We start from the raw sequence: 22,618 nt of genomic DNA on the forward strand, positions 1-22,618 counted from the left end.
AAGTTGCAGTTAAATGCAGTAGACACTGAGACAAGGAAAGAAGAATTCTTGCAGACAAGGAGTAGAAAGTTTTATTGCTTATGACTTACGCAATATCTGACCGAAAATCTCTACGAATAATATCAAACTTTTTTGAGTTGATAATTTATTCAGTATTAATAGGTTGAGTATTAACTAGCTTAGATATGCAAAATAGCGATGTATCAACGGCAATTATGCCATAATTCGTCTACACCTTGACGCATGACATTTTCCATATGTTCCAGAGTTTTTGGCGTACGTTGATATTTCAAACATCCAGCAACATCATTTAAGGTGGTTTCAGGAAATACTTTCTTCGGTTTCAAGAGAATACTATCACCCATTTCAATGACAATTAATTCCTGCCCTACTTCCCAACCATAAACTTCTAGCAATAATTCCGGAATAATTACTTGTCCTTGATCGGATAGTTTTGTAGTTTCCATCTCAGCAACAAAGCAGAAAAAGCAGCGAAGACACTAGCATTATATAAATTTTCTGACTTGACCATTAGTAGAAAGGTGCAAATAAACAGAAGTATGTAACAAAAAGTAAACTTAACTCCAACCCTTCACCGTTTCCTCCAGTCTCTTGACAAAATTAAACCGTATACTTCCAATTGGGGATAGTATACGGTATTTTTCATGTTATACTTGATAAAATAACATATATAGTATATTTTACCACATAACGTTCAGTAATAACACTTACTGAAGTTTTTCATTTAAGTTCTCTGTTGTCGGAGTTATTTGCTGTTCGTAGTTTGTGCTTTGTTGGGTCACAGCAATCATGCCCAAGAGCATGAAACTTCCGACAGCTAGGGCGATCGCAGGACGCTTAAGAAAGATAAAATCTCGGACAATCCTAGCTAACGGACTACTTTGACGACGTAGCGCCGAAGAGACCATCATTTGCTTGATAGTAAATGGATCGCGGACATAATGACCGCTTTGACAAACTACTAGTTTTTCTTGACAATATGGACAACTAAACAAGCCAATGCACGACTTTATTGGTTTAGGCGTAGCATTTCTTTGGCAAATTGGGCAAGTAACATAATGATTATCAAAAATGTGTGTATTCATCTACCTTATCCGCCTAGTCCCTTGACTCGCTCTATAAACAATCGCTATAGTGAATTCCCGCTTAACACTTATATAGACTCACCTGTGTGGTCTAGCATCAGTTCTTAATTACACATACAGTTTTCTTTTGACTCAGGTTAGTTCAATGACCGCAACACGAGTATAGCTAGATTTAGCAAAGGATGACTCCTTGTTAGTGTGTGCCTATGGTGCAATCACCAAGACTACCTATACAGCTTGAGTATACAAAGTTTTACTTTATACTGAATTGCACTTTACCACTGCTTGGTTACCAATAACTATAATAATTTTCTCCCATTTAACCATTCTCGCCATCAAAATTTTGCACAGTGGAATTTTTTTTAACTGAAACTTTGTAAATCTTGCCCGTCTAACATACTTGTCTGGTTGCTAAATCATGGCTCACAATGAGAAGTAACAGATAAAAATTTAAATTTTTTCTTACATTTACCTCGCCTCTCCATGACTCTCTTGCCTCCCACTGAAAAGAGGAAGGTGACGGAACAACCTGCTTTTCCTTCTCTTTCCAATCGTTTAGCCCGCTTAATTAACCGTTTTCAACCTTCTCTAGAAACCGTTGTGCTGCTTTTAGCTATCTTAATTGGCGGCGGTACGGGTATGGGTGTAGTTACTTTTCATTATTTAATCCAGCTGATTCACGACCTGATGCTGGAAGATTTAATGGGCGTTATTGGTGTCTGGGGTGCGTGGACTTTAGCCTGTGTTCCCACTCTCGGCGGCTTAATTGTCGGCTTAATGCGCTGGCGCACGCAAGATTTTGGCCCTGGACTTGCTTCTTTGATTGCTGCTTCTCAGGGAAAAGAAATCAAGCAGCCACTACGCCCGGTGACTAAGATGTTGGCTGCATCTGTGTCATTGGGGAGTGGTGCTTCTTTGGGGCCAGAGGGGCCTAGTGTCGAAATTGGTGCTAATTTCGGGATGTTATTGTCTTTGGTGCTGCAAGTATCTCAAGAGCAACAGCGTTTGCTTTTGGGTGCTGGGGCGGCGGCAGGGTTAGCAGCAGGCTTTAATGCTCCTATAGCTGGGGTGTTTTTTGCCCTAGAGGTGGTAATGGGAGCTACTTCTTTTGCGACTTCTGCGGTGAGTGTGGTGCTATTAGCCGCCGTGGTAGCAGCATTAATTGCCCAAATTGGTTTGGGCGCACAACCTGCTTTTGCTTTACCTGTTTATCAAGTCCGCAGTCCTTTAGAATTGCCAATTTATTTGGGATTGGGCTTAGGAGCAAGTCTTGTTTCTCTAGCTTATAAAGAGTCAATTCGCTTAGCTAAAGCTTGCTTTGCTGGCGAGGTTCCCATGTTCGCATTTTTGGGACGAATTCCCAGGTACATCCATCCGATTATTGGCGGTGCGATGGTTGGCGTAGCCGCTTTGTATTATCCGCAAATTTTGGGCATTGGTTATGGCACTGTACAAGCCATGCTGCAAGATGTAGAGTTTTCTTTACCTTTGCTAGTTGTACTGTTGTTAGTTAAACTGCTGATGACGGCGATTAGTAGTGGTAGTGGTTTTGTTGGCGGGTTGTTTGCACCAGCGATGTTTTTAGGTGCTTCTTTTGGTTCAGCTTATGCGAAAGTCGTAGCTTTGATTTCCCCAGCTATTGGCGCACAAATGGCGGCTCCCCCTGCTTATGCAATGGTAGGAATGGCAGCAGTTTTGGCTGCTAGTGTAAGAGCGCCGTTAACAGCAATTATCATGCTGTTTGAATTAACCCGTGATTACCGCATTGTTTTACCTTTAATGGCGGCTGTGGGTTTGAGTGTCTGGTTGATAGAGCGAATCAAGCCCAATTCCAACTCTAATACTAATCTACAACAGATTGGGCTGCCGGAATTGAAAGATGAGAAGACGGAGATGTTGCAGCAACTTTTAGTAGAAGATGCAATGCTAACTTGTCCGAAAAAATTATTGGCAACAGTAGGGGTGTTAGAAGCAGCTAAGGAAATGATCCGCGATCGCTGCCATAGTGCTTTAGTAATTAATGAAGCCGAGCAATTAATAGGGATTATTTCTTTAGAAGATATTAACCGCGCACTCCGCCTTGGGCAAAATTATCAAAATTTGCCCACCGCAATTGAGAGTAATTTATCCAGTCAAACTCTCCGGGATATTTGTACTACTGAAATTCTTTATGCTTGGAGGGATGAACCCTTATCTGAAGCTTTAGACCGCATGGCGCTCCGGGGTTTGCATCAGTTACCAGTGGTAGCACGAGACAACCATGAGCGCATTTTAGGTCTACTTGAAAAAGAGCAAATTGCATTAACGTGCAGTTTAGCAGTAACACGTCGGGCAATTCACCAGCATTTACTCATCCAGCCGATGAAAGATGTGGTGACTAATCATTAGTCAATAGTCAATGGTCAACAGTCAATGGTCAATGGTCACTATTTGGACTATTGACTTTGGACTATTGACTTTGGACTCTTGACTATGGACTATTTATTAAGCAGTGGCTTCTATATCTTCAGCATCTTCTCTATCTTCTGGATCTACCTGTCTGAGACGAATATGCTTTTTACCTAAAGTGATGAGAAACTCATCTCCTGGTTTAAGATTCATCTGTTTTGTATAAGCCGAACCTATCAGCAAGTTGCCGTTCGATTGCACACTAATTCTATAGCTGGCACTACGTCCACCACGCCCATTAGCACTAGGTGTGCTATCCAATTGAATGCCTTCCGCATCAATCAGAGCGTTTAAGAACTTCATCATATTGACGCGCTCTATACCATTTTTGGTAACGGTATAGTAGCCGCACTTCTTGGCTTTGTCTTCTTTGCTCTCGTTCTCTAGCTCTTTAACTTTTTTGAGCAGATCTTCACCGACTAGGGGTTCAATTTTTTTCTGTTTAGCCATCAACTTAGGTCGAAAACGAATGTTTCAAGTCTTTGAATCGATTTTATTTTAGCTGACATTGAGCTAGTAGGAACAGAATCCTTTAGTTTTTATTTCAGCCTTGCCAAGTATATTACATTCATTGGCAGAATTGTTACTTGATTTCCAATATTGCCAAGACAATCTATTTTATAGAATGCTGGCAATACTGATAACTATCGATAGGTTGTAAATTACTGCTAGACTATACTTGTTTAAGTTTTCTAAAGTAGCGCTACAAAAGTTGTCTACCTGCTGATATAGAGAATTGGGGTACAGAATGATAAGCAAAACTGATCCTTAGTCAGTAGGGGCGGGTTTTGTAAAATTTCCATTTGCAAATGAGATATGTTGGTTAAACCCGCCCCTACAAGAGTCCAAAGTCCAACTTTTTTTGACCATTGACTATTGACTATTGACTAATGACTATTGACTGTTGACTAAACAACAAAGCTGCTGAGAATGAAACTAACAACGAGAGGACATTATAGTGTGAAGGCCTTACTTGATTTAAGTTTACAGCCCAAGTATGGCCCTGTTTCTGTAAGAGCAATTGCCAATCGCCAAGATATTCCTGCTCCTTACCTGGAAAAATTGTTAATAGAAATGCGTCGTGCTGGGTTAGTGAAATCAATTCGTGGTAGCGTTGGCGGCTACCAATTGGCACGAGAACCTGTAAAAATATCTATAGGACAAATTTTAGAGTCAGTGGGTGAAACGATCGCTTATTTGCCCGATCATGCCCCAACATCAGCCCAAGCTGAAGATTGGGTAACTTTTACACTTTGGCAGAGACTCAACCAAAAGCTAAAAGAAGCTATATACAGTATTACCTTAGCCGATCTCTATTACGATGCTCGGAGTTGGCAAGCTTCACTAGGAGAAGAAGCGAATTTTGTGGTTTAGTCCATAGTCCATAGTCAAAAGTCCATAGTCCACAGTTAAGAATTTCTTGACCATTGACCATTGACTAATGACCATTGACCATTGACTAATGACCATTGACTAATGACTAATGACTAATAACATCTATATATTGATCGTTGCTGCTATTTTAGATTACTTAATTGGCGATCCCTGGGGTTGGCTTCATCCAGTACAAGTTATGGGATGGGTAATTTCTCACTTTAGCCAACTGTCTGGGAAATATTGTCACCATTCTCTCACTCAAAGAATAGCTGGAATTTTCCTCGGTATTATCTTAGTAATTGGTAGCGCAGTTGTCAGCTGGTTAATAATTCAAAGTGCTAGATGGCTGCATCCAGTATTCGCAATTGCTGTAGAAAGCATAATGTTAGCTAGTTGTTTTGCTGGCAGAAGTTTGAGAACAGCTGCGGTGACTGTATTAAAACCTTTAACAGCCGGAAACTTAATAGAAGCTCGTGATACTTTAAGTAATTATGTTGGTCGAGATACCAAAAACCTTTCTGAACCAGAAATTTTGCGAGCGATTTTAGAAACTGTAACGGAGAATGCAACTGATGGGGTGATGGCTGTGCTGTTTTATGCAATTGTGGGAGCATTCATCCCCTTTGTCGGGGCTGCACCTTTAGCTTTAGCCTACAAAGCTAGTAGTACTCTGGATTCAATGGTGGGCTATCGAGAAGCACCCTATACTTATTTGGGTTGGTTTAGTGCGCGCTTAGAAGATTATCTGACGTGGCTTCCTTGTCGGTTGACAGTAATAACGCTAGCGCTGTTATCAGGTAAACCCCTGCATGTTTGGCGTATTTGTCGCCGAGATGCGGTAACTGATCCTAGTCCGAATTCTGGCTGGAGTGAGTGCGCCTATGCAGCCATTTTGGGTGTACAGATGGGTGGTACAAACTGGTATCGCGGCGTAGCCAAAGAAAAACCACTTTTGGGAGATGACATTTATCCCATTACCCCTCAAAGTATTGAATCTGCTTTGCAATTAACTAGATATTGTTTTTTACTTTGGTTAGGGGTAGCGATCGCTATATTCTTAATACACCCAAACAGGTAATGATAAATATAGGGTATTGGGCATTGGGCATTGGGCATTGGGCTTGTGGCGGGACAGGGGGAGAGATGGCGAAGAAAACTTCCCACACTCCCCACACTCCCTCATCTCCCTTATCCTCCTTGTCCCCCTTGTCCTCCTTCTCTGCTCCCAGTCGCCTCTAATATCTGGTATCATGCATTACTCAGGGGTATCGGTCTATGGCTATGTCTGTGAAAGTAGTTGAAATTCTCTCATCGGAAGAACTTCGTCGTACTGTAACTCGTCTGGCTTCTCAGATTGTGGAAAGGACGCGTGATTTATCTCAACTGGTTTTACTAGGTATTTATACTAGGGGTGTGCTGTTAGCTGAGTTATTAGCACGTCAGATTGAGACATTAGAAGGTGTATCTGTAGAGGTCGGAGCATTAGATATTACATTTTATCGAGATGATTTAGATCAAATTGGGTTGAGGACTCCCGCCAAAACCAATATTCCGTTTGACCTCACAGGGAAAACGGTTGTTCTGGTGGATGATGTCATTTTTAAAGGAAGAACGATTCGTGCTGCTTTAAATGCGGTAAATGAGTACGGTAGACCAGAGGTAATTCGTTTAGCGGTTTTGGTAGACAGAGGTCATCGTGAAGTACCAATTCATCCAGATTTTATTGGTAAGCAGCTACCCACCGCTAAAGAAGAGATTGTCAAAGTTTACTTACAAGATTGGGATGGGAAAGATGCAGTGGAGTTGATTGGGGATTAGTCATTTGTCAATGGTCAATGGTCAATGGTCATTTGTCTTCCTTGTCCCCCATCCCCGAACCTAGCAAGAATTGGAGGGATTCGATATTCTCGATCCAATGCTCAATTTCTATGCAGACAATCAGGAATTTATTGACAATCTACTCTCAGGCGGGTTGCCGACTATTTTACCTGCTATTGTCAGTTTCTTCTGGTGGCTGATTTGGCGACAGCGCCAACGGCGAATTCCCCCAGAAAATTTTGCTTTTGAGGTGATTAAACCTCAAAGCCCAGATTTGATGCAGCGCATTTTGGGTGGGGATGAGAAAGACCCTTTGGCAGATGGCAATATATCCTATCAAAGGCGGGTGGAAAATCGCAGCATCCGCCAAGAATTACAGCAGTTGCTAGAACAACACCGTTGGGTGTTAATTGTTGGACGTAATGGACTGGGGAAAACTAGGGAAGCTGCGGAAGTAGCTAAGTATTTTAACCAAACAGGTTGGACGGTACTTTATCTCAAGCCGAATGAATGGCTAGATGCGCCTGCTCGATTGCCTAGGTTAATTGGAGGCGATCGCAAGTTACTATTTTTCTTAGATGACCTCAATCAAAAAATGCACCGCAGTCTTGAGGAAATCTCTCCCGAAGCGGAAAAAAGTCTGGCGGAACGATTTACTGTTCCTTTACAACAACGTCTGCTAGATACTTTAACTAAATACGAGTCTTTTTGCGGTAAAGCCGAAATCCGCGTCATCGCTACAGCACGGAATGAAAAACAACCAGATTTTCCCGGAGAAGCTAACGCCTGGGATAAATTGCAATGGGACAAGTATCCCAAACTCTGGCAGCAATTTCAAGTGTATGAATTACCAGAACCGGAGGATCGGGCTATTGTTGAGGTGTTAGCTGCAACTGTCCCCAAAACTAAAATCCCCACCCAGCCCGAACAGTATGCGGAACTAGCAAGGCGCAATGATGCAACTTTTAGAAATGTTGTAGAAAATCTCCAACGTCTGCGCAATGACGGTTTACCTTTAAACGCCAACAATTACCGGGAGAGTTTGGGGAAGACTTGGGAAAATCGCTATCAAGAGTCAGTGCAGCGCTACCCTCATGCTCAGTATATTTACGATGCTGTGGATTTGCTACAGCAATTCGACTTCCCGCTAGAACGTTTCCTAGTCGAAGCAACAGCGCAAATGTTGGCAGGTGGGAATTGTTGGCAACGGCTGTGGTATTGTTACCAAATAAACACTGCTCTGAACTTTCTCATTCATGCTGAACGTATTCTTTCACCTAGGGATGGGCAAATAGAAGGTAAGGGTAAACATTTAGATGCTAAGCAATATCTATTGCCCTTCAGCAAATTAATATTAAAACTAGCAAAGCGACACCCCCAAGAAATGCAACGCCTACTACTAAATTTTGGTGTGCAGATGGCGCTAGCAAATTATTATCAGGAAGCGATTACCTGTTGGGATAAAACCATAGAAATTCAACCTAATTATTACCCGGCTTGGGGCAATCGGGGTATTGTACTGAGTAAATTAGGACGGTTTGCTGAGGCGATCGCATCTTATAACAAATTACTAGAAATCAAAGCAGATGACTATTTAGCCTGGTATTACCGGGGTAATGTTCTCGATGAAGATGGACAGCATGAACAAGCGATCGCATCTTACGATCAAGCAGTGACTCTCAAACCAGATTTACATCAAGCTTGGAATAATCGGGGAATTGCCCTGCGGAATTTAGGACGACATGAAGAAGCTTTGTCATCTTACAATCAAGCTCTGGCAATTATCCCTAATTTACACCAAAGTTGGGTGAACCGGGGAAATGCCTTGCGCAACCTGGGGCGATTTGCAGAGGCGGTGGAGTCTTATAACAAAGCACTGGCTATTCAACCCCAGGATAGTTATAGCTGGTACAGTCGCGGTAATTGCCTGAAGAATTTGGGTAAATTAGAAGCAGCGATCGCATCTTATGACAAAGTACTGGCGATGAAACCTGATGATGAAGCTTGGTATAATCGGGGTCATGCCCTTGGTGATTTGGGTAAGTATGAGGATGCGGTCAAATCTTACGACCAAGCACTGGTAATTAATCCTGAAAAACACGAAGCTTGGTACAATCGCGGCAATACACTGTTGCATCTGGGAAAATATGAGGATGCAGTAAAATCCTACGAACAAGCACTGGCAATTCAATCTCACAAAGACGAAGCTTGGAATAATCGGGGTAATGCCTTATTTAACTTGGGAAGGTATGAAGAAGCGATCGCATCCTACGACCAAGCTTTATTGATTCAACCAGACAAACCTAAAGCTTGGAAAAATCGCGGCAATGCCTTGTCTAATTTAGGTAAATATGAAGAGGCGGTAAAATCCTATGACCAGGCTTTAGTAATTCAACCAGACAAACACGAAGCCTGGTACAACCGGGGTAATGCTTTACGTAACTTAGGAAAATATTTAGAAGCGATCGCATCCTACGACCAAGCTTTAGTAATTAAACCAGACAAACATGAAGCCTGGAATAACCGAGGATTAGCACTGACTTACCTACACAGATACCCAGATGCGATCGCATCCTACGACCAAGCTTTAGCAATTAAACCAGACAAACACGAAGCCTGGTACAACAAAGCTTGCTGTTATGCCTTACTAGGAAATGCGGATTTAGCAATTGAAACCTTACAAAAAGTTATCAAACTTCATCATGAATGTCGCCAGATGGCAAAAACTGACTCTGATTTCGACAAAATTAGACACGACCAACGCTTTGTGGCTTTAATCTTCCAGTGATTTTGTCGTCACATCAACCGCTGTGACATCAATTGTGCCTTCGGGAGTAAAGCGGCGAAAATGGCTATTTTGGACTAACAATTGCTCACCACAGTTAGGACATTGCAACTGGCTGTTATTTAACCCTGTAAACTCATATCGACATACAGGACACTGATCGACAACCAAGTTCCGTTGCAGCCACCAGCGAAACCCAAAAAAGGCAATCACAGGTGCTAATAGCAGCAATCCAAAAATAATCAGTAGTGAATTCACTAACCAACCCAAGCCTAAAGATGCTAGCAACCAAAAAACTGCTAACAACGTGAGCCAAGGGCGAAGACTTTCAAGCTGTGATGGAAAAGATTTAAGGCTCATTTTTAAATTTCGTGTTTCTCTCTTTCTAGGATAGCGAGTTTGGTCATTAGTCAATTGTCAGTTGTCAGTTGTCAGTTGTCAGTTGTCAGTTGTCAGTTGTCAGTTGTCAGTTGTGCTCCTTGTCCCCCAATGCCCAATGCCCAATGCCCCATGCCCCATGCCCTTCAAAGTAACTCTTGTAGCCGTTTTTGCAAAGCATCCATGCCAAAAAGAGCGATCGCTTGTTCTCTGAGCCAATACCCATCACAACGTTGGTCAATTCCTGTGAGTATTTCTATACAAGCTGCGGCCACTGCACCGGGATCGCGGTGGGGAACTCGCCACCCTAAATTCCCATCTTGCAAGGGGTCGGCGGAACCGTCATCGTCACCCGATAGTACGGGGATTCCGCAAGCCATTGCCTCTAAATACACAATACCAAATCCTTCTTGGGAAGGCATAATGTAGGCATCAGCAAGGCGGTAATGGGCGATTAATTCTTCTGTGGGGACAAAACCTGCAAAAATTACGCGATCGCTTACACCTAAATCTTGTGCGAGTTGGGCTAATCTTGGTTGGTCATCGCCGCGACCAATAACCAAGTATTTTACATCTGGGAAAACCTGAAGAATTTGCGGTAATGCCCGAATTGTGACATCAACGCCTTTGTAAATATCTCCTGACCACAGCCGTGCTACAGTCATCAAAACTCTGGCATCAGTTAAGCCGTACTTGGCTATCAATTCCGGCTGTTTAGTTCCCGGTGTAAATTTATTACCATCAATGGCACAAGGCAGTATTTTTACTTGATTCTGATTGATAAAATTAGCCGCACAGCTGCGATCGCGACTATAGCGGCTAATTGTCCAGATCCCTGATGCCGATGTGAGTGCGTGACGTTCTCTATTGTTCAGCGGTTCCCAAACTTCTTTACCGTAAGTGAGGACAGTGTAAGGAATTCCTAAGGGTTGACAAAGAGTTTGTACCAGTCTTGCTAAGTTGATGTGACCGCAAAAAACCTGCTGAGGACGCTGTAGCAACAGACACTTCAGCAGCGCCAGTGTCATTTTCAATCTACCAATCTGGGGGGATTGGTTTTTAAAGCCATGAAATCTCAGTTTCTCTGATTCCCAGTCTTTTGCAGAATTCGGACGATCTCGCAGTACAAATATTTCTGCTTGATAGCCGGGACTCAATTTTTGATAGGCACGAAAAATATCTTTAACATAGGACTGAATACCACCTTCATGTATAAAAACTTCTAAGAACACAAATACATGCTTGGCTTTGTCCTTGGCTTGAGTATTGAGATTCTCGCCCACTTTAGTAATTAGCGTTGTTATGTAGTATTCGTAGTCAGCACCAAAGTCCTGACTACTATGGTTGACTACTATTTTTACTCGGAAGTGGTATTAATGGCGACAGTGAGATTAGGCGATCGTCTTAGCCAGAGAATTGCTGCCAAATTAATCAACAAGCAGGTAATCGCTAAACATAACAAGATATAAGTCGGCAGCATCACTATGCCGACGACAAACCAGCTATATACATGCATTACCATTACTAAAGCAAAAATACTGGCAATTCCAGCAGATTGCCACACTTGATGTGATGGGCGATGTAATGCTGTGAGGATCATTGTCAGTATTGTGGTTAGTAAGTTTGCTGGCACAAGAAATGCGCAAATACTCACGCAGTTGGAGCGGGAGAACTCAGCTAAGGTATGGAAATCGAGCATCAATTTGTGGGGATAATGTTCACATATACTAACAAATTTAATATATTTATAAATAATTGAACTAACCTTAGCATCTGATTGCAGTGCCCGCATTAATTATGTTACATAATTTAAATTAATCTCGGCAATTGTAAAATGTTAATCGTGAGTATGGTGGGCGTTACCCACCATAGCTAAATCAACCCATTAAAATCACCGTATCGATCACATGAATCACACCATTATCTGCTTCGATATCTGCTGCTAAAACTGTGGCATTTTTCACTTCAAAACCGTTAGAGCAATCAATTTTAATTGGTGAACCTTCTACAGAATTAACCGTACCGAGTTTAGCTAAGTCTTCCTGGTAAAGCTTTCCAGGTACGACATGATATGTCAAAATTCGCGCTAGTTGGGGAATATTCTGCACCAGAGTTTGGATAGTTCCTGGTGGTAACTTGGCAAAAGCATCATCATTCGGTGCAAACACCGTGAACGGGCCAGGACTTTTTAATGTCTCTACTAAACCCGCAGCTTTCACAGCAGTTACTAAGGTTTTAAAAGCGTCAGCAGAAACAGCAATATCAACAATATCAGCCATATATTCCACCTTAATGTGTGTATGTTATCTTAAAGGATAGTAAACTATTTTTAAGCTATATTAAACAAATTTAGCGGTAAATAGGGCTGTAAGGATATAGGGCGATCGCTCTATGATGATCATAGAAAAATCTCTGTGTAAGCAAAATGTCCGATCGTAGCTACGCCATTCTCGGAACTGGTGCATTAGGTGGCTTTTATGGTGCGAAACTGCAAAAAGCTGGTTTAGATGTCCACTTTTTGCTGAAGAGTGATTATGAATATGTCAGTAAATCTGGTTTAGTTGTTGAATCCAAAGACGGTGATTTCACCCTACCCCAAGTCAACGCCTACAACGATGTGACAAAAATGCCACAGTGCGATGTGGTAGTTGTGGCACTGAAGACGACACAAAATCATTTATTACCACAGATGTTGCCACCCGTTGTCAAAGACGATGGGGTAGTGTTAATTCTCCAAAATGGACTAGCTGTAGAAGAAGAAGTTGCGGCGATAGTGAGCAATGTCAGTATTATGGGTGGATTGTGTTTTCTCTGTTCCAATAAAGTCGGCGCAGGACATATTCGCCACCTCGACTATGGACAAATTACCTTAGGGGAATATGCGCCTGGTTATGATGCTTGTGGGATTACAGAGAAGATGCGGCAAATAGCCGATGATTTTATTAATGCTGGTATTTCGATAGAATTAACAGAAGATTTATTATTAGGGCGATGGAAAAAATTGGTATGGAATATCCCCTATAATGGTTTATCTGTGATTCTCAACGCCAGAACCGATGAATTAATGGCGTATGAACATACTCGTAAGTTAGCTGAACAATTGATGTATGAAGTTGCAGCTGGAGCGAAAACTTGCGATCGCATCATTTCTGATAGCTTCATTCAAATGATGCTGGATTATACCGTGAAGATGAAGCCTTATCGAACGAGCATGAAAATTGACCACGACGAACGCCGTTCTTTAGAAGTAGAAGCAATTTTTGGCAATCCATTACGCAAAGCCCAAGCCGCAGGTGTCAATTTACCCCAGATTAATTGTATATACCAGCAGCTCAAGTTTCTCGATGAGAAAAGCAGAGTGGACAAGGGAGACAAGGGAGACAAATGACAAAGCGCAAAGTCTGAGCTAAGGCTTCCTTAGATTAGAACTTTGTAAGAATGACAACTGACAAAAATGTGTATCGCTTCTCTGGGGTTTCCTCGCTTGAAGTCAGTGGGGGCGATCGCAGTTCTTGTGATTTTAAACTCCCCATCGAACTCACATATAATTACTTAATTTTTTTGGTTCCGTCACAAGTTCCTCACAATCTTGATCTAATCTCAAAGTAGGCGAGACTGTGCTGAAAAAGATTTTTTGTGTGGAAATTACACGAATCGTTAAAAGTGTAATCAGTAAAGACTTGCAACCAACTTTAGGCGCTGAATGCGAAAATTTTCCATTCTTTTGATACTTGCGCTAAACACTTTGATAGGCAGGAATTTCATAATTGTGAGTTTTTCACGATTCGTAAATTTCTCTTGTTTTGGCATGGTTTTTCCTAATTTGACGAAGGTTGAAAACTCATAGTTATTACTGTTTTTAATATGGCTATAAACCTTTCCACACTCAGATTTACCAACAAGGCTGATATCATCCCTCCGTTAGGGACTAAAGCAGAAATTTTCAATACTGGCACTGCCAATACCCTTGGTGGTAACGACAGCATCACCGGCACTGGCGGCTCCTTCGGCATCTACAATGACACTGGTAGCACCATCAATATCGGCGCTGGTAATGACACAATCACTGGCGAGGGCACTTCCACCGGCATCTTCAACTTAGGCACTATCCATACTAGTGCTGGTAACGACAAAATCACTGGGTATGGCAACCAACAATTAGGCATCCTCAACTTTGAAAAGTCCAAAATTGATACAGGAGCAGGGGATGACTATATCTTCGGGGAGGGATCTGGTGGTGGCATCGAGAACACCACAGGCACAATTAATACTGGGAACGGTAACGACTCTATTAATGGGTTTGGAGGCTCCATTGGCATTTCTGGCGGTGGCACGATTAATACGGGGAATGGTAACGACTCTATTAATGGTTTTGGCTTGGATGATGATAGATCGATCGGCATCAACAACTTTGGAACGGCCAAAATCGATACTGGAGATGGTAATGACTCTATCATCGGCACTGGCAACCAAATAGGCATTTTCAACAGTATCTTCAACAATGAAAAGCCCAAAATCGATACTGGAGATGGTAATGACTCCATCGTTGGGTCTTCTCGCGGATCTTTTGGCATTTACAACGATGGCATAATCAATACTAGCGCTGGCCGCGACACAATCACTGGCAATTCCACTCAGGGCAACGGCATCTATAATGACGGCACCATCGATACTGGTGATGGTAGGGACATAATCACTGGCGCTGGCGGCATCGGCATCAACAATAGCGGCACCATCGATACCGGAGATGGCAAGGACTCCATCACTGGAACTTCAAACGGAACTGGAAATGGGAGCTACGGCATCTTCAACGGGATCGGTGCTACCATCGATACCGGCTCTGGCAATGACACAATCACTGGTAATGGCGGGCTTATAGGAATCGAAAACCGCAGTGGCACTATTGATGGCGGAGCGGGCAATGATTTTATCTCCGGCACTGGAATCGCATTTGGCATCACCTGTGACTCCCAAGGGCTTTCCCAAGGCATCATCAGTGGCGGCGATGGTAATGATACTATCTCTGGTACTGCCGTTGCTGGGGTACCTGGTTACGGTCTCGGTATCAATGGCACCATCAGTGGTGGAGATGGTAATGATTCCATCACTGGCAACGCCCCCAATGGCCTCGGCATTTTCATCAACAACCGTGAATTCGGAATACCTGGTGGCACTATTGATGGCGGAGCGGGCAATGATTTGATCTCCGGTACTGGTCAAGTCGGCATCAATAATTCTTCGGGCACTATTGTTGGTGGAACGGGCAATGACACCATCATTGGCACGGGTACTCAAGTTGGCATCATCAACGACAGCACCATCGATACCGGCTGTGGTAACGACATGGTTGATGCTCTCACTGGTGGCTTTGCTGGCAATGGCACTACCAGACTTGGCGATGGTAAAGACATCATCAAAGGATTTGGGAGCGGATTTTTTGATGGCGGCAATGGTAAAGATATGCTGCTTTTTGGTGCTGGAAAATATACAGTCTCAAAAACCACAGATAACGAGGGTTTTTACACAATAAGTCTTGGCTCTACAGATATGCACGTGAAGAACTTCGAGTTTATTGGTAATGCCAATAATCCTGGTATGGCTTTTAGTTTCTCTAATATCATTGGACACAATTTTCCAGTGCCTCTCTAGACAGTACTATTAGAAAGCAGCTTGTTTTTAAATTCCTGTCATTAGACATCGCACAACCTGAGCGAAACACTGGTAAATGCAGCAGGAGCGATCGCTCTTAGTACAAAAAAGTGCTATCGCTCTCCTGACTCAGGAAAAGTATATTTGGAGCTAGGGAGGGTTTAGCAGTGCTAAACCCCCTACAATAGGTGTGTTTTTTCCATAATTCATATTTGGTATTGATTGTCAATGCATAAGTCCTAATTTTGAGTCCTAATTTTGTGGAGATCTCCTCAAGCTGTAGCGACTGTTTTCAAAGTCAAGCGATGTCTACGAAAAGCCGCTACCCTTCTCCTGAAGGAGACGCTGCGCGAACGGGAACGACTTCGTCGAACGCATCTACGCATCAAGTGACAATGCCCCATGCCCTATGCCCAATGTGACAAAAGTCACGAATAAATCCATGACTTTTGTCTGAATTATTTTTTTTAAAAAAGAGCTTTAATATAACTTGCATCTACCATTTGAAATTGAAGCTGTTACTAAGTAATAAGAGCAATAAATAAATAGTAACTGTCAATTTGCTAGGGCAAAGCTAAAGGTGCTATCTGCTTAATTCTCTACGCGATAAAAGCTGACCAAATCCCAACTACAGATAAGTCAACCAGCAATTACTTTTACCGTTCCTTATGCTCTTAGAAGCTACTTAATAGTGGCTTCTTTTTCTGCCATTTCTAACAATAAATTTCATGCAAGGATGGATTTTATGCAACGAATTATTTCATCTTGCTTATTAGGTGTTGTGCTAGCTTCTAGCGTTTTAGCACAACCAGCCTCTGCCCAAATCCAGGTAATTCTTGGCGGGAATCAGCGACATGATTGGCGTGAACAACAACTACAACGCGATCGCCAACATCGGTTGGAAGTCGAACGCCAACATAGATTGGAAGTCGAACGCCAACGTAGACTTCAGGAAGAACGCGATCGCCAACAGCGCCTAGAAATCGAGCGTCAACGTGAACGCCAACGTAGACTGGAACAGCAACGCAACCATCGCGATCGCTATTAACAGCACTTAAGTAACAATTAAAATCGCAAAACAGCAGGAGGTTTTTAGCCTCCTGTTTTTCTATTATTTACAAGCATAAAAGCATTAAAGTAGATAAAATGTAGAGACATGATATATTAATCCTCTACATTATCCTGAGTTTATGGGACTGCCAATTGTTGCTATTATCGGACGCCCAAATGTGGGCAAATCCACCCTGGTTAATCGCCTCGCCGGGGAACAAACGGCGATTGTCCACGATGAACCGGGAGTGACACGCGATCGCACTTATCTGCCATCTTACTGGCGCGATCGCGAGTTTTTGGTGGTGGATACAGGCGGCTTAGTCTTTAATGATGACACCGAATTCTTACCCCTGATTCGTCAACAAGCCATGACAGCACTCACCGAAGCGAGTGCGGCTATTTTTGTGGTTGATGGTCAAATAGGCCCATTACCCGCTGACCAAGAAATTGCTGAATGGTTACGCCAACAACCAGTACCTGTGCTGCTGGCTGTCAATAAATGTGAATCCCCCGAACAAGGCTTAATTCAAGCTGCGGAATTTTGGGAATTAGGATTAGGTGAACCTTACCCGATTTCTGCAATTCATGGTAGCGGTACAGGCGACTTGCTCGATGAGTTAATTCAGCACATTCCTCTCGTTACCGAAGTACCGGAAACTAACGAAATTAAAGTAGCCATAATTGGTAGACCAAATGTCGGTAAATCCAGTTTATTGAATGCTTTCGTCGGCGAAGAGAGAGCAATTGTCAGTCCAATTTCTGGCACAACCCGTGATGCGATTGATACAGTAGTCGAACGGAATGGACAAACCTATCGCTTGATTGATACCGCTGGCATTCGCAAAAAGAAAAGCATAGACTACGGCACAGAATTCTTTAGTATTAACCGTGCTTTTAAAGCGATTAGGCGCGCTGATGTAGTCTTAATGGTGATAGACGCTTTAGATGGAGTTACCGAACAAGACCAAAAATTAGCAGGACGAATTCTGGAAGAAGGACGAGGTTGTATAGTCGTAGTTAATAAGTGGGATGCAGTCGAAAAAGACTCTTACACGATTTATGACTACGAAAAAGACCTGCAATCACGGCTACATTTTACCGAATGGGCAGACACGATATATGTCAGTGCTGTAACCGGACAGCGGGTAGAAAAAATTTTAGAATTGGTAAATCAAGCTGCTGAGTCACACAAGCGCCGTGTAAGTACAGCAGTGATTAACGAAGTTCTCGAAGACGCTGTGAGTTGGCATTCCCCACCAACCTCACGGGGCGGGCGACAAGGTAAAATTTATTATGGGACGCAAGTTAGTACCCAACCTCCAGCGATCGCCCTGTTCGTCAACGACGCCAAACGCTTTAACGACAATTACCGTCGCTACATAGAACGACAATTTCGCCAACAATTAGGATTTAAAGGAACTCCGATTCGGTTATTATGGCGCAGTAAGAAAGTCCGTGATGTGGAAAGTGGTACGGTCAATCGTGCTACCCGCGTGTAATCAAGTAAAAAGTAAAAAGTAAAAAGGTAAAAGAGAATAAGTGTTACCTTTTTCTTTTATCTTTTAACTTTTGCCTGATCTATGGATTTACTGCGATCGCTACCACTAGGACTTTACTTAGAAGAACCTCAAACTTGGCTACATAAAATTGACCCCAGAGTCAAGTTTGCTTGGTTAATGAGCTTTCTCACAAGTTACACTTTTGCCAGGAACGAATGGCGCATACTATTGGTGACGTTATTAATTATAGTGACGTTAACTGCCAGAATTCCCCGGCGAGTATGGCAACAGCAAATGGGCTGGTTGTTGCTATTAGGCTTTTTTGTGTTTGCAATTGCAGCCATCAGTCCCGATGGGTTGGGGATCAACTATCAGCCACGCTTACCAGCCAACGAACAAGTTTTCAGCCCCCAATCAAATACCACAAATACTGCCAAAGTTGATGAACAAGCAGCATTTGGTAATAAAGAATATAAATACGTAATATTTCATCAAGGGCCAGTCAAAGTCAACCGCCGTTCTTTAGATTTAGCTGTGCGCTTGAGTACAATTTTATTTACAGTAATTTACAGCACCAATCTTTATCTGCTAACAACCGCACCAGAAGAAATCACAGCCGGGATGGAAAGCTTAATGCAACCCTTGCGACGGCTGAAGATACCTGTAACTGAAGTTGCGCTGACTTTGACTTTATCTTTGAGATTTATACCTCTAGTCTTGGAAGAAGTACAGAACTTAATCCGATCGGTAATGACTAGGGCAATTAATTGGAAAAAGCTAGGACTCAAAGGAGCAGTCAAAGTTTGGATGATTGTAGCAGAGCGACTGTTAGAAAATCTGCTACTCCGGGCAGAACAAATGGCTAGTGCAATGATGGTACGCGGTTTTACCAGTCCGAATGAGCATCGAGTGCCTTGGCATGACTTACGGTTAAAACGGTGGGATTGGCTGGCTATTGCCACATTAACTCTATTTTGGGGCGTGCGGTTAGCGATCGGTACTGATGTTTGAAAATTTTTAAATAGGATAGGGGAGATGGGGAAGATGAAGGAGATGAAGAAGTAAAAAATTTATTCCCCCTTGTCCCCCTTGTCCCCCTTGTCCCCCTTGTCCCCCTCATCCCCCTCATCCCCTATCTTTTGAGCCAAACTATATTGGAAGTTGGCGCAGGTCTTGCCGCAGAGAGCGATCGTGAGCGAGAATGGGATGAATCTCTGCACAAAGCTCAAGCACAACTAATGGCACTCAACACAACAAGCTCAATTAATGAATAGTGTACCTTTGACCATAATGTGCCGATAGGCAAGAATTATGGCAGCATAGAGAGAGGCTTATGCAAAAACAAGTCTGACGGCGCATTACCCTGCCGTTCTTAACTAGAAACAAGATCACAGAGCCGATTCTTGCATAGCACCTAGTGGAAGTTCCAAAAGACCAAATCCCCACTTGTAGCATCATATCTCTATGAGTAACGAGATCAAGGGCTTCACAGCTGCCGTTACACAGCAAAACTTATTGAATTTCGCATAAAGAAAGCACAAATATTCTGACGAAAGGGAGTTATTATCGTCTGATTGTTTGTACTAAAACGGCGAAAAGAACAATTGACGCTTACCTTGACTATTAAATGAATCCAGAAAACGCAGAAACTTACATTAATCATCCGACTTGGGGCTTACTTTACAAAATCTGTATGGTTGATGAGGCCCAGGATCTGTTCACTACACTGTATGCCCAACGCTTATTTTTTTTAGTAGCAAATGACATCAAAGGTATAAAATTTCAGCCGATAGGTCGTACCGAAGCCAGAATGATGTTGGAAAATCGCTTGCGTACTCTGCGTCGCACAGGGCAGTTACAGGAGTACGATCAGCTTCAGAGTGTTTTCCAACGCACCTTCCAATGAGTAGTTCGATTAGCGAACGTATTACTAAAATTCGCTCCTCCCTCCCTGATTCAGTTCGCCTGATTGCAGTCAGCAAAACGGTTAGAGCGGACATGATCCGCTCTGCCTATGCCGCAGGAATACGTGATTTTGGCGAAAGTCGGATTCAAGAAGCCGCCAGTAAACAAGCCGAGTTACAAGACTTATCAGATATTACTTGGCACTTTATTGGACATTTACAAAGCAATAAAGCCAAAAAAGCCCTAGAACAATTTCAATGGATTCACTCCGTAGATAACTTGCAACTGGCACAGCGCTTAAATCACTTAGCCCAAGAGTTAGGAGTGAATCCCCAAATTTGCCTGCAAGTCAAGATTCTCCCCGATCCCAACAAGTCAGGTTGGACTGTACCCCAACTGTTAGCTGATTTACCTGTAATCAATCAATATAAAAATTTACAAATTCAAGGTTTGATGACAATTCCGCCTTTAGGATTAAATAAAGCGGAAATTTTTGATGTATTTAATGCTACTTCAGACCTAGCAAAAACCATTAGAGAGCAAAACTGGTCGCAGATCAAAATGCAGCACCTGTCGATGGGGATGTCAGGTGACTACGAAATAGCAGTAGAAGCAGGTACAACTATGGTAAGGTTAGGAACTATCTTGTTCGGGGATCGCCCGCAAAACATTGTTCAATAGCTTGTGGTATTTGTATCATAAGCTGTCACCTGCTTTTGAGAAGAGTTCTCAAGCTAAATATTGCAATAGGTAACAAAAGATATAGTTTTATCAAAAAATCTACTCAGAAAAATACGGGGTTACGGGAACTTTCATTTACAAAAACATTAGTATATAATCTTGACTCATTATCCCAGCTAGGTAATGTTCAGATGTCTGACCAAGCGTCTGTTCCTCACCTAAAGCAGTAATAGAAGCTACAGCTAGTAATAGAATTGCTGAATAAACCCTTGTGTAGCGATCAAAGTCGGCTACACTGATTTATCGCCAGGTAAACATAAGCGTAATTTGCACCAGGAGCGGACAAAATGAACAATATATTTTCTAAACTCAGAGATTTTGTAGGACTCAATGAGCAGGTAGAATACGAGTACTACGAAGAAGAACCAGAAGCCGAAAGCTACCAAAATCTCTATCAAGAAGAGAATGTCCAACCAGCGCCTCCAGAACCTGCAACTCAGAATCGACGTTGGCGGGAACCCATGCCTACAATGGGTAATGATGTAGCAACAGGGTCAAAGTCAATGGGGAATGTGATCGGTATGCCAGGAGCAATTAACGGAATTTCGGAAGTATTAGTACTTGAACCACGCACCTTTGAAGAAATGCCCCAGGCAATTCAAGCTTTGCGTGAGCGCAAGTCGGTAGTATTAAATTTAACAATTATGGACCCCGATCAAGCTCAACGGGCAGTTGATTTTGTCGCAGGTGGTACTTACGCATTAGACGGACATCAAGAGCGGATTGGCGAAAGCATATTTTTATTTACACCCAGCTGTGTGCAAGTTAGCACCCACGGTGGAGTTATTCATGAAGTACCACAACCCCCAGCACGTCCACGTACCCCAGGTGCAACACCAACATGGGGCAGTGAAGTTAACCGGATGGCGGCACAATAAAGTTAAATTAGTCAATAGTCTAAAGTTAATAGTCCAAAGTTAATAGTCCAAAGTCAACAGTTAAAGGTGATGAATCTTAACGATTGACAAATGACAAATGACAAATGACAAATGACTAATGACCAATGACAAATGACAAATGACTAATGACTAATTAATGACTACAAAATTTGGTTTAATTGGTGGTGGGGTAATGGGAGAAGCGCTGTTATCCCGCCTTATTGCGCGTGGAATTTATCAATCATCAGAAGTCATAGTCAGCGAACCGCAGCCCTCGCGCCAAAATTTTTTAAAACAGCAATACGACGTGAGCGTAACTACAGATAATCGCTTGATTTTGGCACAAAGTAGGGAAGTTGTCTTGTTAGCGGTGAAACCCCAAGTATTCAGTGCGATCGCTCAAGAATTGGCAGAGACGATCGAGATGAAAACTACCGAACACTCACCCCTAGTGATTTCTATTTTAGCAGGCGTGACTTTAAGCCAGCTAGAAGCGGCGTTTCCCCAATTACCAGTAATTAGAGCCATGCCCAATACACCTGCTACCGTAGGCGCAGGAATGACAGCAATTTGTTCAGGGGCGTACACTACTGGGAAACACCATCAAATAGCACAGCAAATTTTTGCCGCAGTCGGAGAAGTGGTAGAAGTTGGCGAAAACCTCATGGACGCAGTCACAGGACTGTCTGGGAGTGGACCGGCTTACGTAGCGCTGATGGTAGAAGCACTTGCTGATGGGGGAGTAGCAGCAGGGTTACCCAGAAATATCGCCAACCAACTAGCCCTGCAAACCGTACTCGGAACAGCCACACTACTGCATGAAAGCAAAATGCACCCAGCAGAACTCAAAGACCGTGTGACAAGCCCAGGCGGGACAACAATTGCTGGGATCGCCCAATTAGAAAAAGCCGCATTTCGTTCAGCTTTAATTCAAGCAGTCAAAGCAGCTTGTGAGAGATCGCAAGAATTGGGAAAATAAAG

At 42.8% G+C, this 22,618-nt stretch carries 22 protein-coding genes; 15 read left to right on the forward strand and 7 right to left on the reverse strand.

The window, feature by feature from the left end:
* Positions 1 to 203: 203 nt before the first annotated feature.
* Together AACU32_RS02970 and AACU32_RS02975 are read right to left on the reverse strand one after the other, a co-directional pair.
* Entirely contained in the window at positions 204 to 467 is a 264-nt protein-coding gene (locus AACU32_RS02970) for an AbrB/MazE/SpoVT family DNA-binding domain-containing protein (protein ID WP_096597721.1), read from the reverse strand.
* A gap of 261 nt (positions 468 to 728) precedes the next feature.
* Positions 729 to 1,106 (reverse strand): hypothetical protein, encoded by a 378-nt coding sequence (locus tag AACU32_RS02975; RefSeq protein WP_096597723.1) that lies wholly within the window; start codon positions 1,104 to 1,106, stop codon positions 729 to 731.
* A 483-nt stretch (positions 1,107 to 1,589) separates the two neighbouring features.
* Between AACU32_RS02975 and AACU32_RS02980 the strand changes: the two genes are divergently transcribed.
* Positions 1,590 to 3,494 carry a chloride channel protein gene (locus AACU32_RS02980; RefSeq protein ID WP_096597725.1) on the forward strand — a complete coding sequence of 635 codons (1,905 nt, stop codon included), beginning with the start codon at positions 1,590 to 1,592 and terminating at the stop codon, positions 3,492 to 3,494.
* Between the two features lie 96 nt (positions 3,495 to 3,590).
* Here AACU32_RS02980 and AACU32_RS02985 read toward each other — a convergent pair whose 3' ends face one another.
* Positions 3,591 to 4,004, reverse strand: coding sequence for an AbrB family transcriptional regulator (locus tag AACU32_RS02985; RefSeq protein WP_096597727.1), 414 nt, complete (start codon positions 4,002 to 4,004; stop codon positions 3,591 to 3,593).
* Positions 4,005 to 4,484: 480 nt separating this feature from the next.
* On the opposite strand from AACU32_RS02985, the gene AACU32_RS02990 reads away from it, so the two are divergent.
* From AACU32_RS02990 to AACU32_RS03005, 4 genes are all read left to right on the forward strand, one after another.
* Positions 4,485 to 4,928: an Rrf2 family transcriptional regulator gene (locus AACU32_RS02990; RefSeq protein ID WP_096597729.1), complete on the forward strand. Its 444-nt coding sequence runs from the start codon at positions 4,485 to 4,487 to the stop codon at positions 4,926 to 4,928.
* 109 nt (positions 4,929 to 5,037) lie between these two features.
* Positions 5,038 to 6,009, forward strand: a complete 972-nt coding sequence (cbiB, locus tag AACU32_RS02995) for an adenosylcobinamide-phosphate synthase CbiB (RefSeq protein ID WP_096597731.1) — start codon at positions 5,038 to 5,040, stop codon at positions 6,007 to 6,009.
* A 197-nt stretch (positions 6,010 to 6,206) separates the two neighbouring features.
* Positions 6,207 to 6,749, forward strand: a complete 543-nt coding sequence (pyrR, locus tag AACU32_RS03000; protein WP_339377451.1) for a bifunctional pyr operon transcriptional regulator/uracil phosphoribosyltransferase PyrR — start codon at positions 6,207 to 6,209, stop codon at positions 6,747 to 6,749.
* 97 nt (positions 6,750 to 6,846) lie between these two features.
* Entirely contained in the window at positions 6,847 to 9,537 is a 2,691-nt protein-coding gene (locus tag AACU32_RS03005; protein ID WP_339377452.1) for a tetratricopeptide repeat protein, read from the forward strand.
* On the opposite strand, the gene AACU32_RS03010 is transcribed toward AACU32_RS03005, so the two are convergent.
* The 4 genes from AACU32_RS03010 to AACU32_RS03025 form a co-directional block, all read right to left on the reverse strand.
* The gene (locus AACU32_RS03010) at positions 9,523 to 9,894 is read right to left on the reverse strand and encodes a hypothetical protein (protein WP_096607833.1); all 372 of its coding nucleotides are present in this window, start codon (positions 9,892 to 9,894) and stop codon (positions 9,523 to 9,525) included. The two genes, AACU32_RS03005 and AACU32_RS03010, sit on opposite strands and share 15 nt — an antisense overlap.
* Before the next feature lie 164 nt (positions 9,895 to 10,058).
* Entirely contained in the window at positions 10,059 to 11,204 is a 1,146-nt protein-coding gene (locus AACU32_RS03015) for a glycosyltransferase family 4 protein (RefSeq protein WP_445223213.1), read from the reverse strand.
* A 65-nt stretch (positions 11,205 to 11,269) separates the two neighbouring features.
* Positions 11,270 to 11,611, reverse strand: a complete 342-nt coding sequence (locus tag AACU32_RS03020) for a hypothetical protein (RefSeq protein WP_096607834.1) — start codon at positions 11,609 to 11,611, stop codon at positions 11,270 to 11,272.
* A 178-nt stretch (positions 11,612 to 11,789) separates the two neighbouring features.
* The gene (locus AACU32_RS03025) at positions 11,790 to 12,191 is read right to left on the reverse strand and encodes a fasciclin domain-containing protein (RefSeq protein WP_096597735.1); all 402 of its coding nucleotides are present in this window, start codon (positions 12,189 to 12,191) and stop codon (positions 11,790 to 11,792) included.
* Between the two features lie 146 nt (positions 12,192 to 12,337).
* Here AACU32_RS03025 and AACU32_RS03030 point away from each other — a divergent pair, with 146 nt between their 5' ends.
* From AACU32_RS03030 to proC, 10 genes are all read left to right on the forward strand, one after another.
* A complete protein-coding gene (locus AACU32_RS03030) occupies positions 12,338 to 13,300 on the forward strand; it encodes a putative 2-dehydropantoate 2-reductase (protein WP_096597737.1) in 963 nt (320 codons plus the stop codon).
* Between the two features lie 476 nt (positions 13,301 to 13,776).
* Positions 13,777 to 15,561, forward strand: a complete 1,785-nt coding sequence (locus AACU32_RS03035; protein WP_096597739.1) for a beta strand repeat-containing protein — start codon at positions 13,777 to 13,779, stop codon at positions 15,559 to 15,561.
* A gap of 745 nt (positions 15,562 to 16,306) precedes the next feature.
* Positions 16,307 to 16,609, forward strand: a complete 303-nt coding sequence (locus AACU32_RS03040; RefSeq protein ID WP_339377454.1) for a hypothetical protein — start codon at positions 16,307 to 16,309, stop codon at positions 16,607 to 16,609.
* A gap of 142 nt (positions 16,610 to 16,751) precedes the next feature.
* Positions 16,752 to 18,113 carry a ribosome biogenesis GTPase Der gene (der, locus tag AACU32_RS03045; RefSeq protein ID WP_096597743.1) on the forward strand — a complete coding sequence of 454 codons (1,362 nt, stop codon included), beginning with the start codon at positions 16,752 to 16,754 and terminating at the stop codon, positions 18,111 to 18,113.
* 81 nt (positions 18,114 to 18,194) lie between these two features.
* Positions 18,195 to 19,124: an energy-coupling factor transporter transmembrane component T family protein gene (locus tag AACU32_RS03050; protein WP_096597745.1), complete on the forward strand. Its 930-nt coding sequence runs from the start codon at positions 18,195 to 18,197 to the stop codon at positions 19,122 to 19,124.
* 128 nt (positions 19,125 to 19,252) lie between these two features.
* Positions 19,253 to 19,387 carry a hypothetical protein gene (locus AACU32_RS03055; protein WP_339378736.1) on the forward strand — a complete coding sequence of 45 codons (135 nt, stop codon included), beginning with the start codon at positions 19,253 to 19,255 and terminating at the stop codon, positions 19,385 to 19,387.
* A 353-nt stretch (positions 19,388 to 19,740) separates the two neighbouring features.
* The gene (gene pipX, locus AACU32_RS03060) at positions 19,741 to 20,019 is read left to right on the forward strand and encodes a transcriptional coactivator PipX (RefSeq protein WP_096597747.1); all 279 of its coding nucleotides are present in this window, start codon (positions 19,741 to 19,743) and stop codon (positions 20,017 to 20,019) included.
* Positions 20,016 to 20,699, forward strand: coding sequence for a YggS family pyridoxal phosphate-dependent enzyme (locus AACU32_RS03065; protein ID WP_096597749.1), 684 nt, complete (start codon positions 20,016 to 20,018; stop codon positions 20,697 to 20,699). The genes pipX and AACU32_RS03065 overlap by 4 nt, the downstream gene beginning before the upstream one ends.
* Positions 20,700 to 21,046: 347 nt before the next feature.
* On the forward strand, positions 21,047 to 21,637 hold the full coding sequence (locus AACU32_RS03070; RefSeq protein ID WP_096597751.1) for a cell division protein SepF: 591 nt from the start codon (positions 21,047 to 21,049) through the stop codon (positions 21,635 to 21,637).
* A gap of 157 nt (positions 21,638 to 21,794) precedes the next feature.
* Positions 21,795 to 22,616, forward strand: coding sequence for a pyrroline-5-carboxylate reductase (proC, locus tag AACU32_RS03075; RefSeq protein ID WP_096597753.1), 822 nt, complete (start codon positions 21,795 to 21,797; stop codon positions 22,614 to 22,616).
* The last annotated feature ends 2 nt before the right edge of the window (positions 22,617 to 22,618 follow it).

Source organism: Calothrix sp. NIES-2100, assembly GCF_963875285.1.
In the GTDB taxonomy this organism is placed as follows: Bacteria; Cyanobacteriota; Cyanobacteriia; order Cyanobacteriales; family Nostocaceae; genus Aulosira.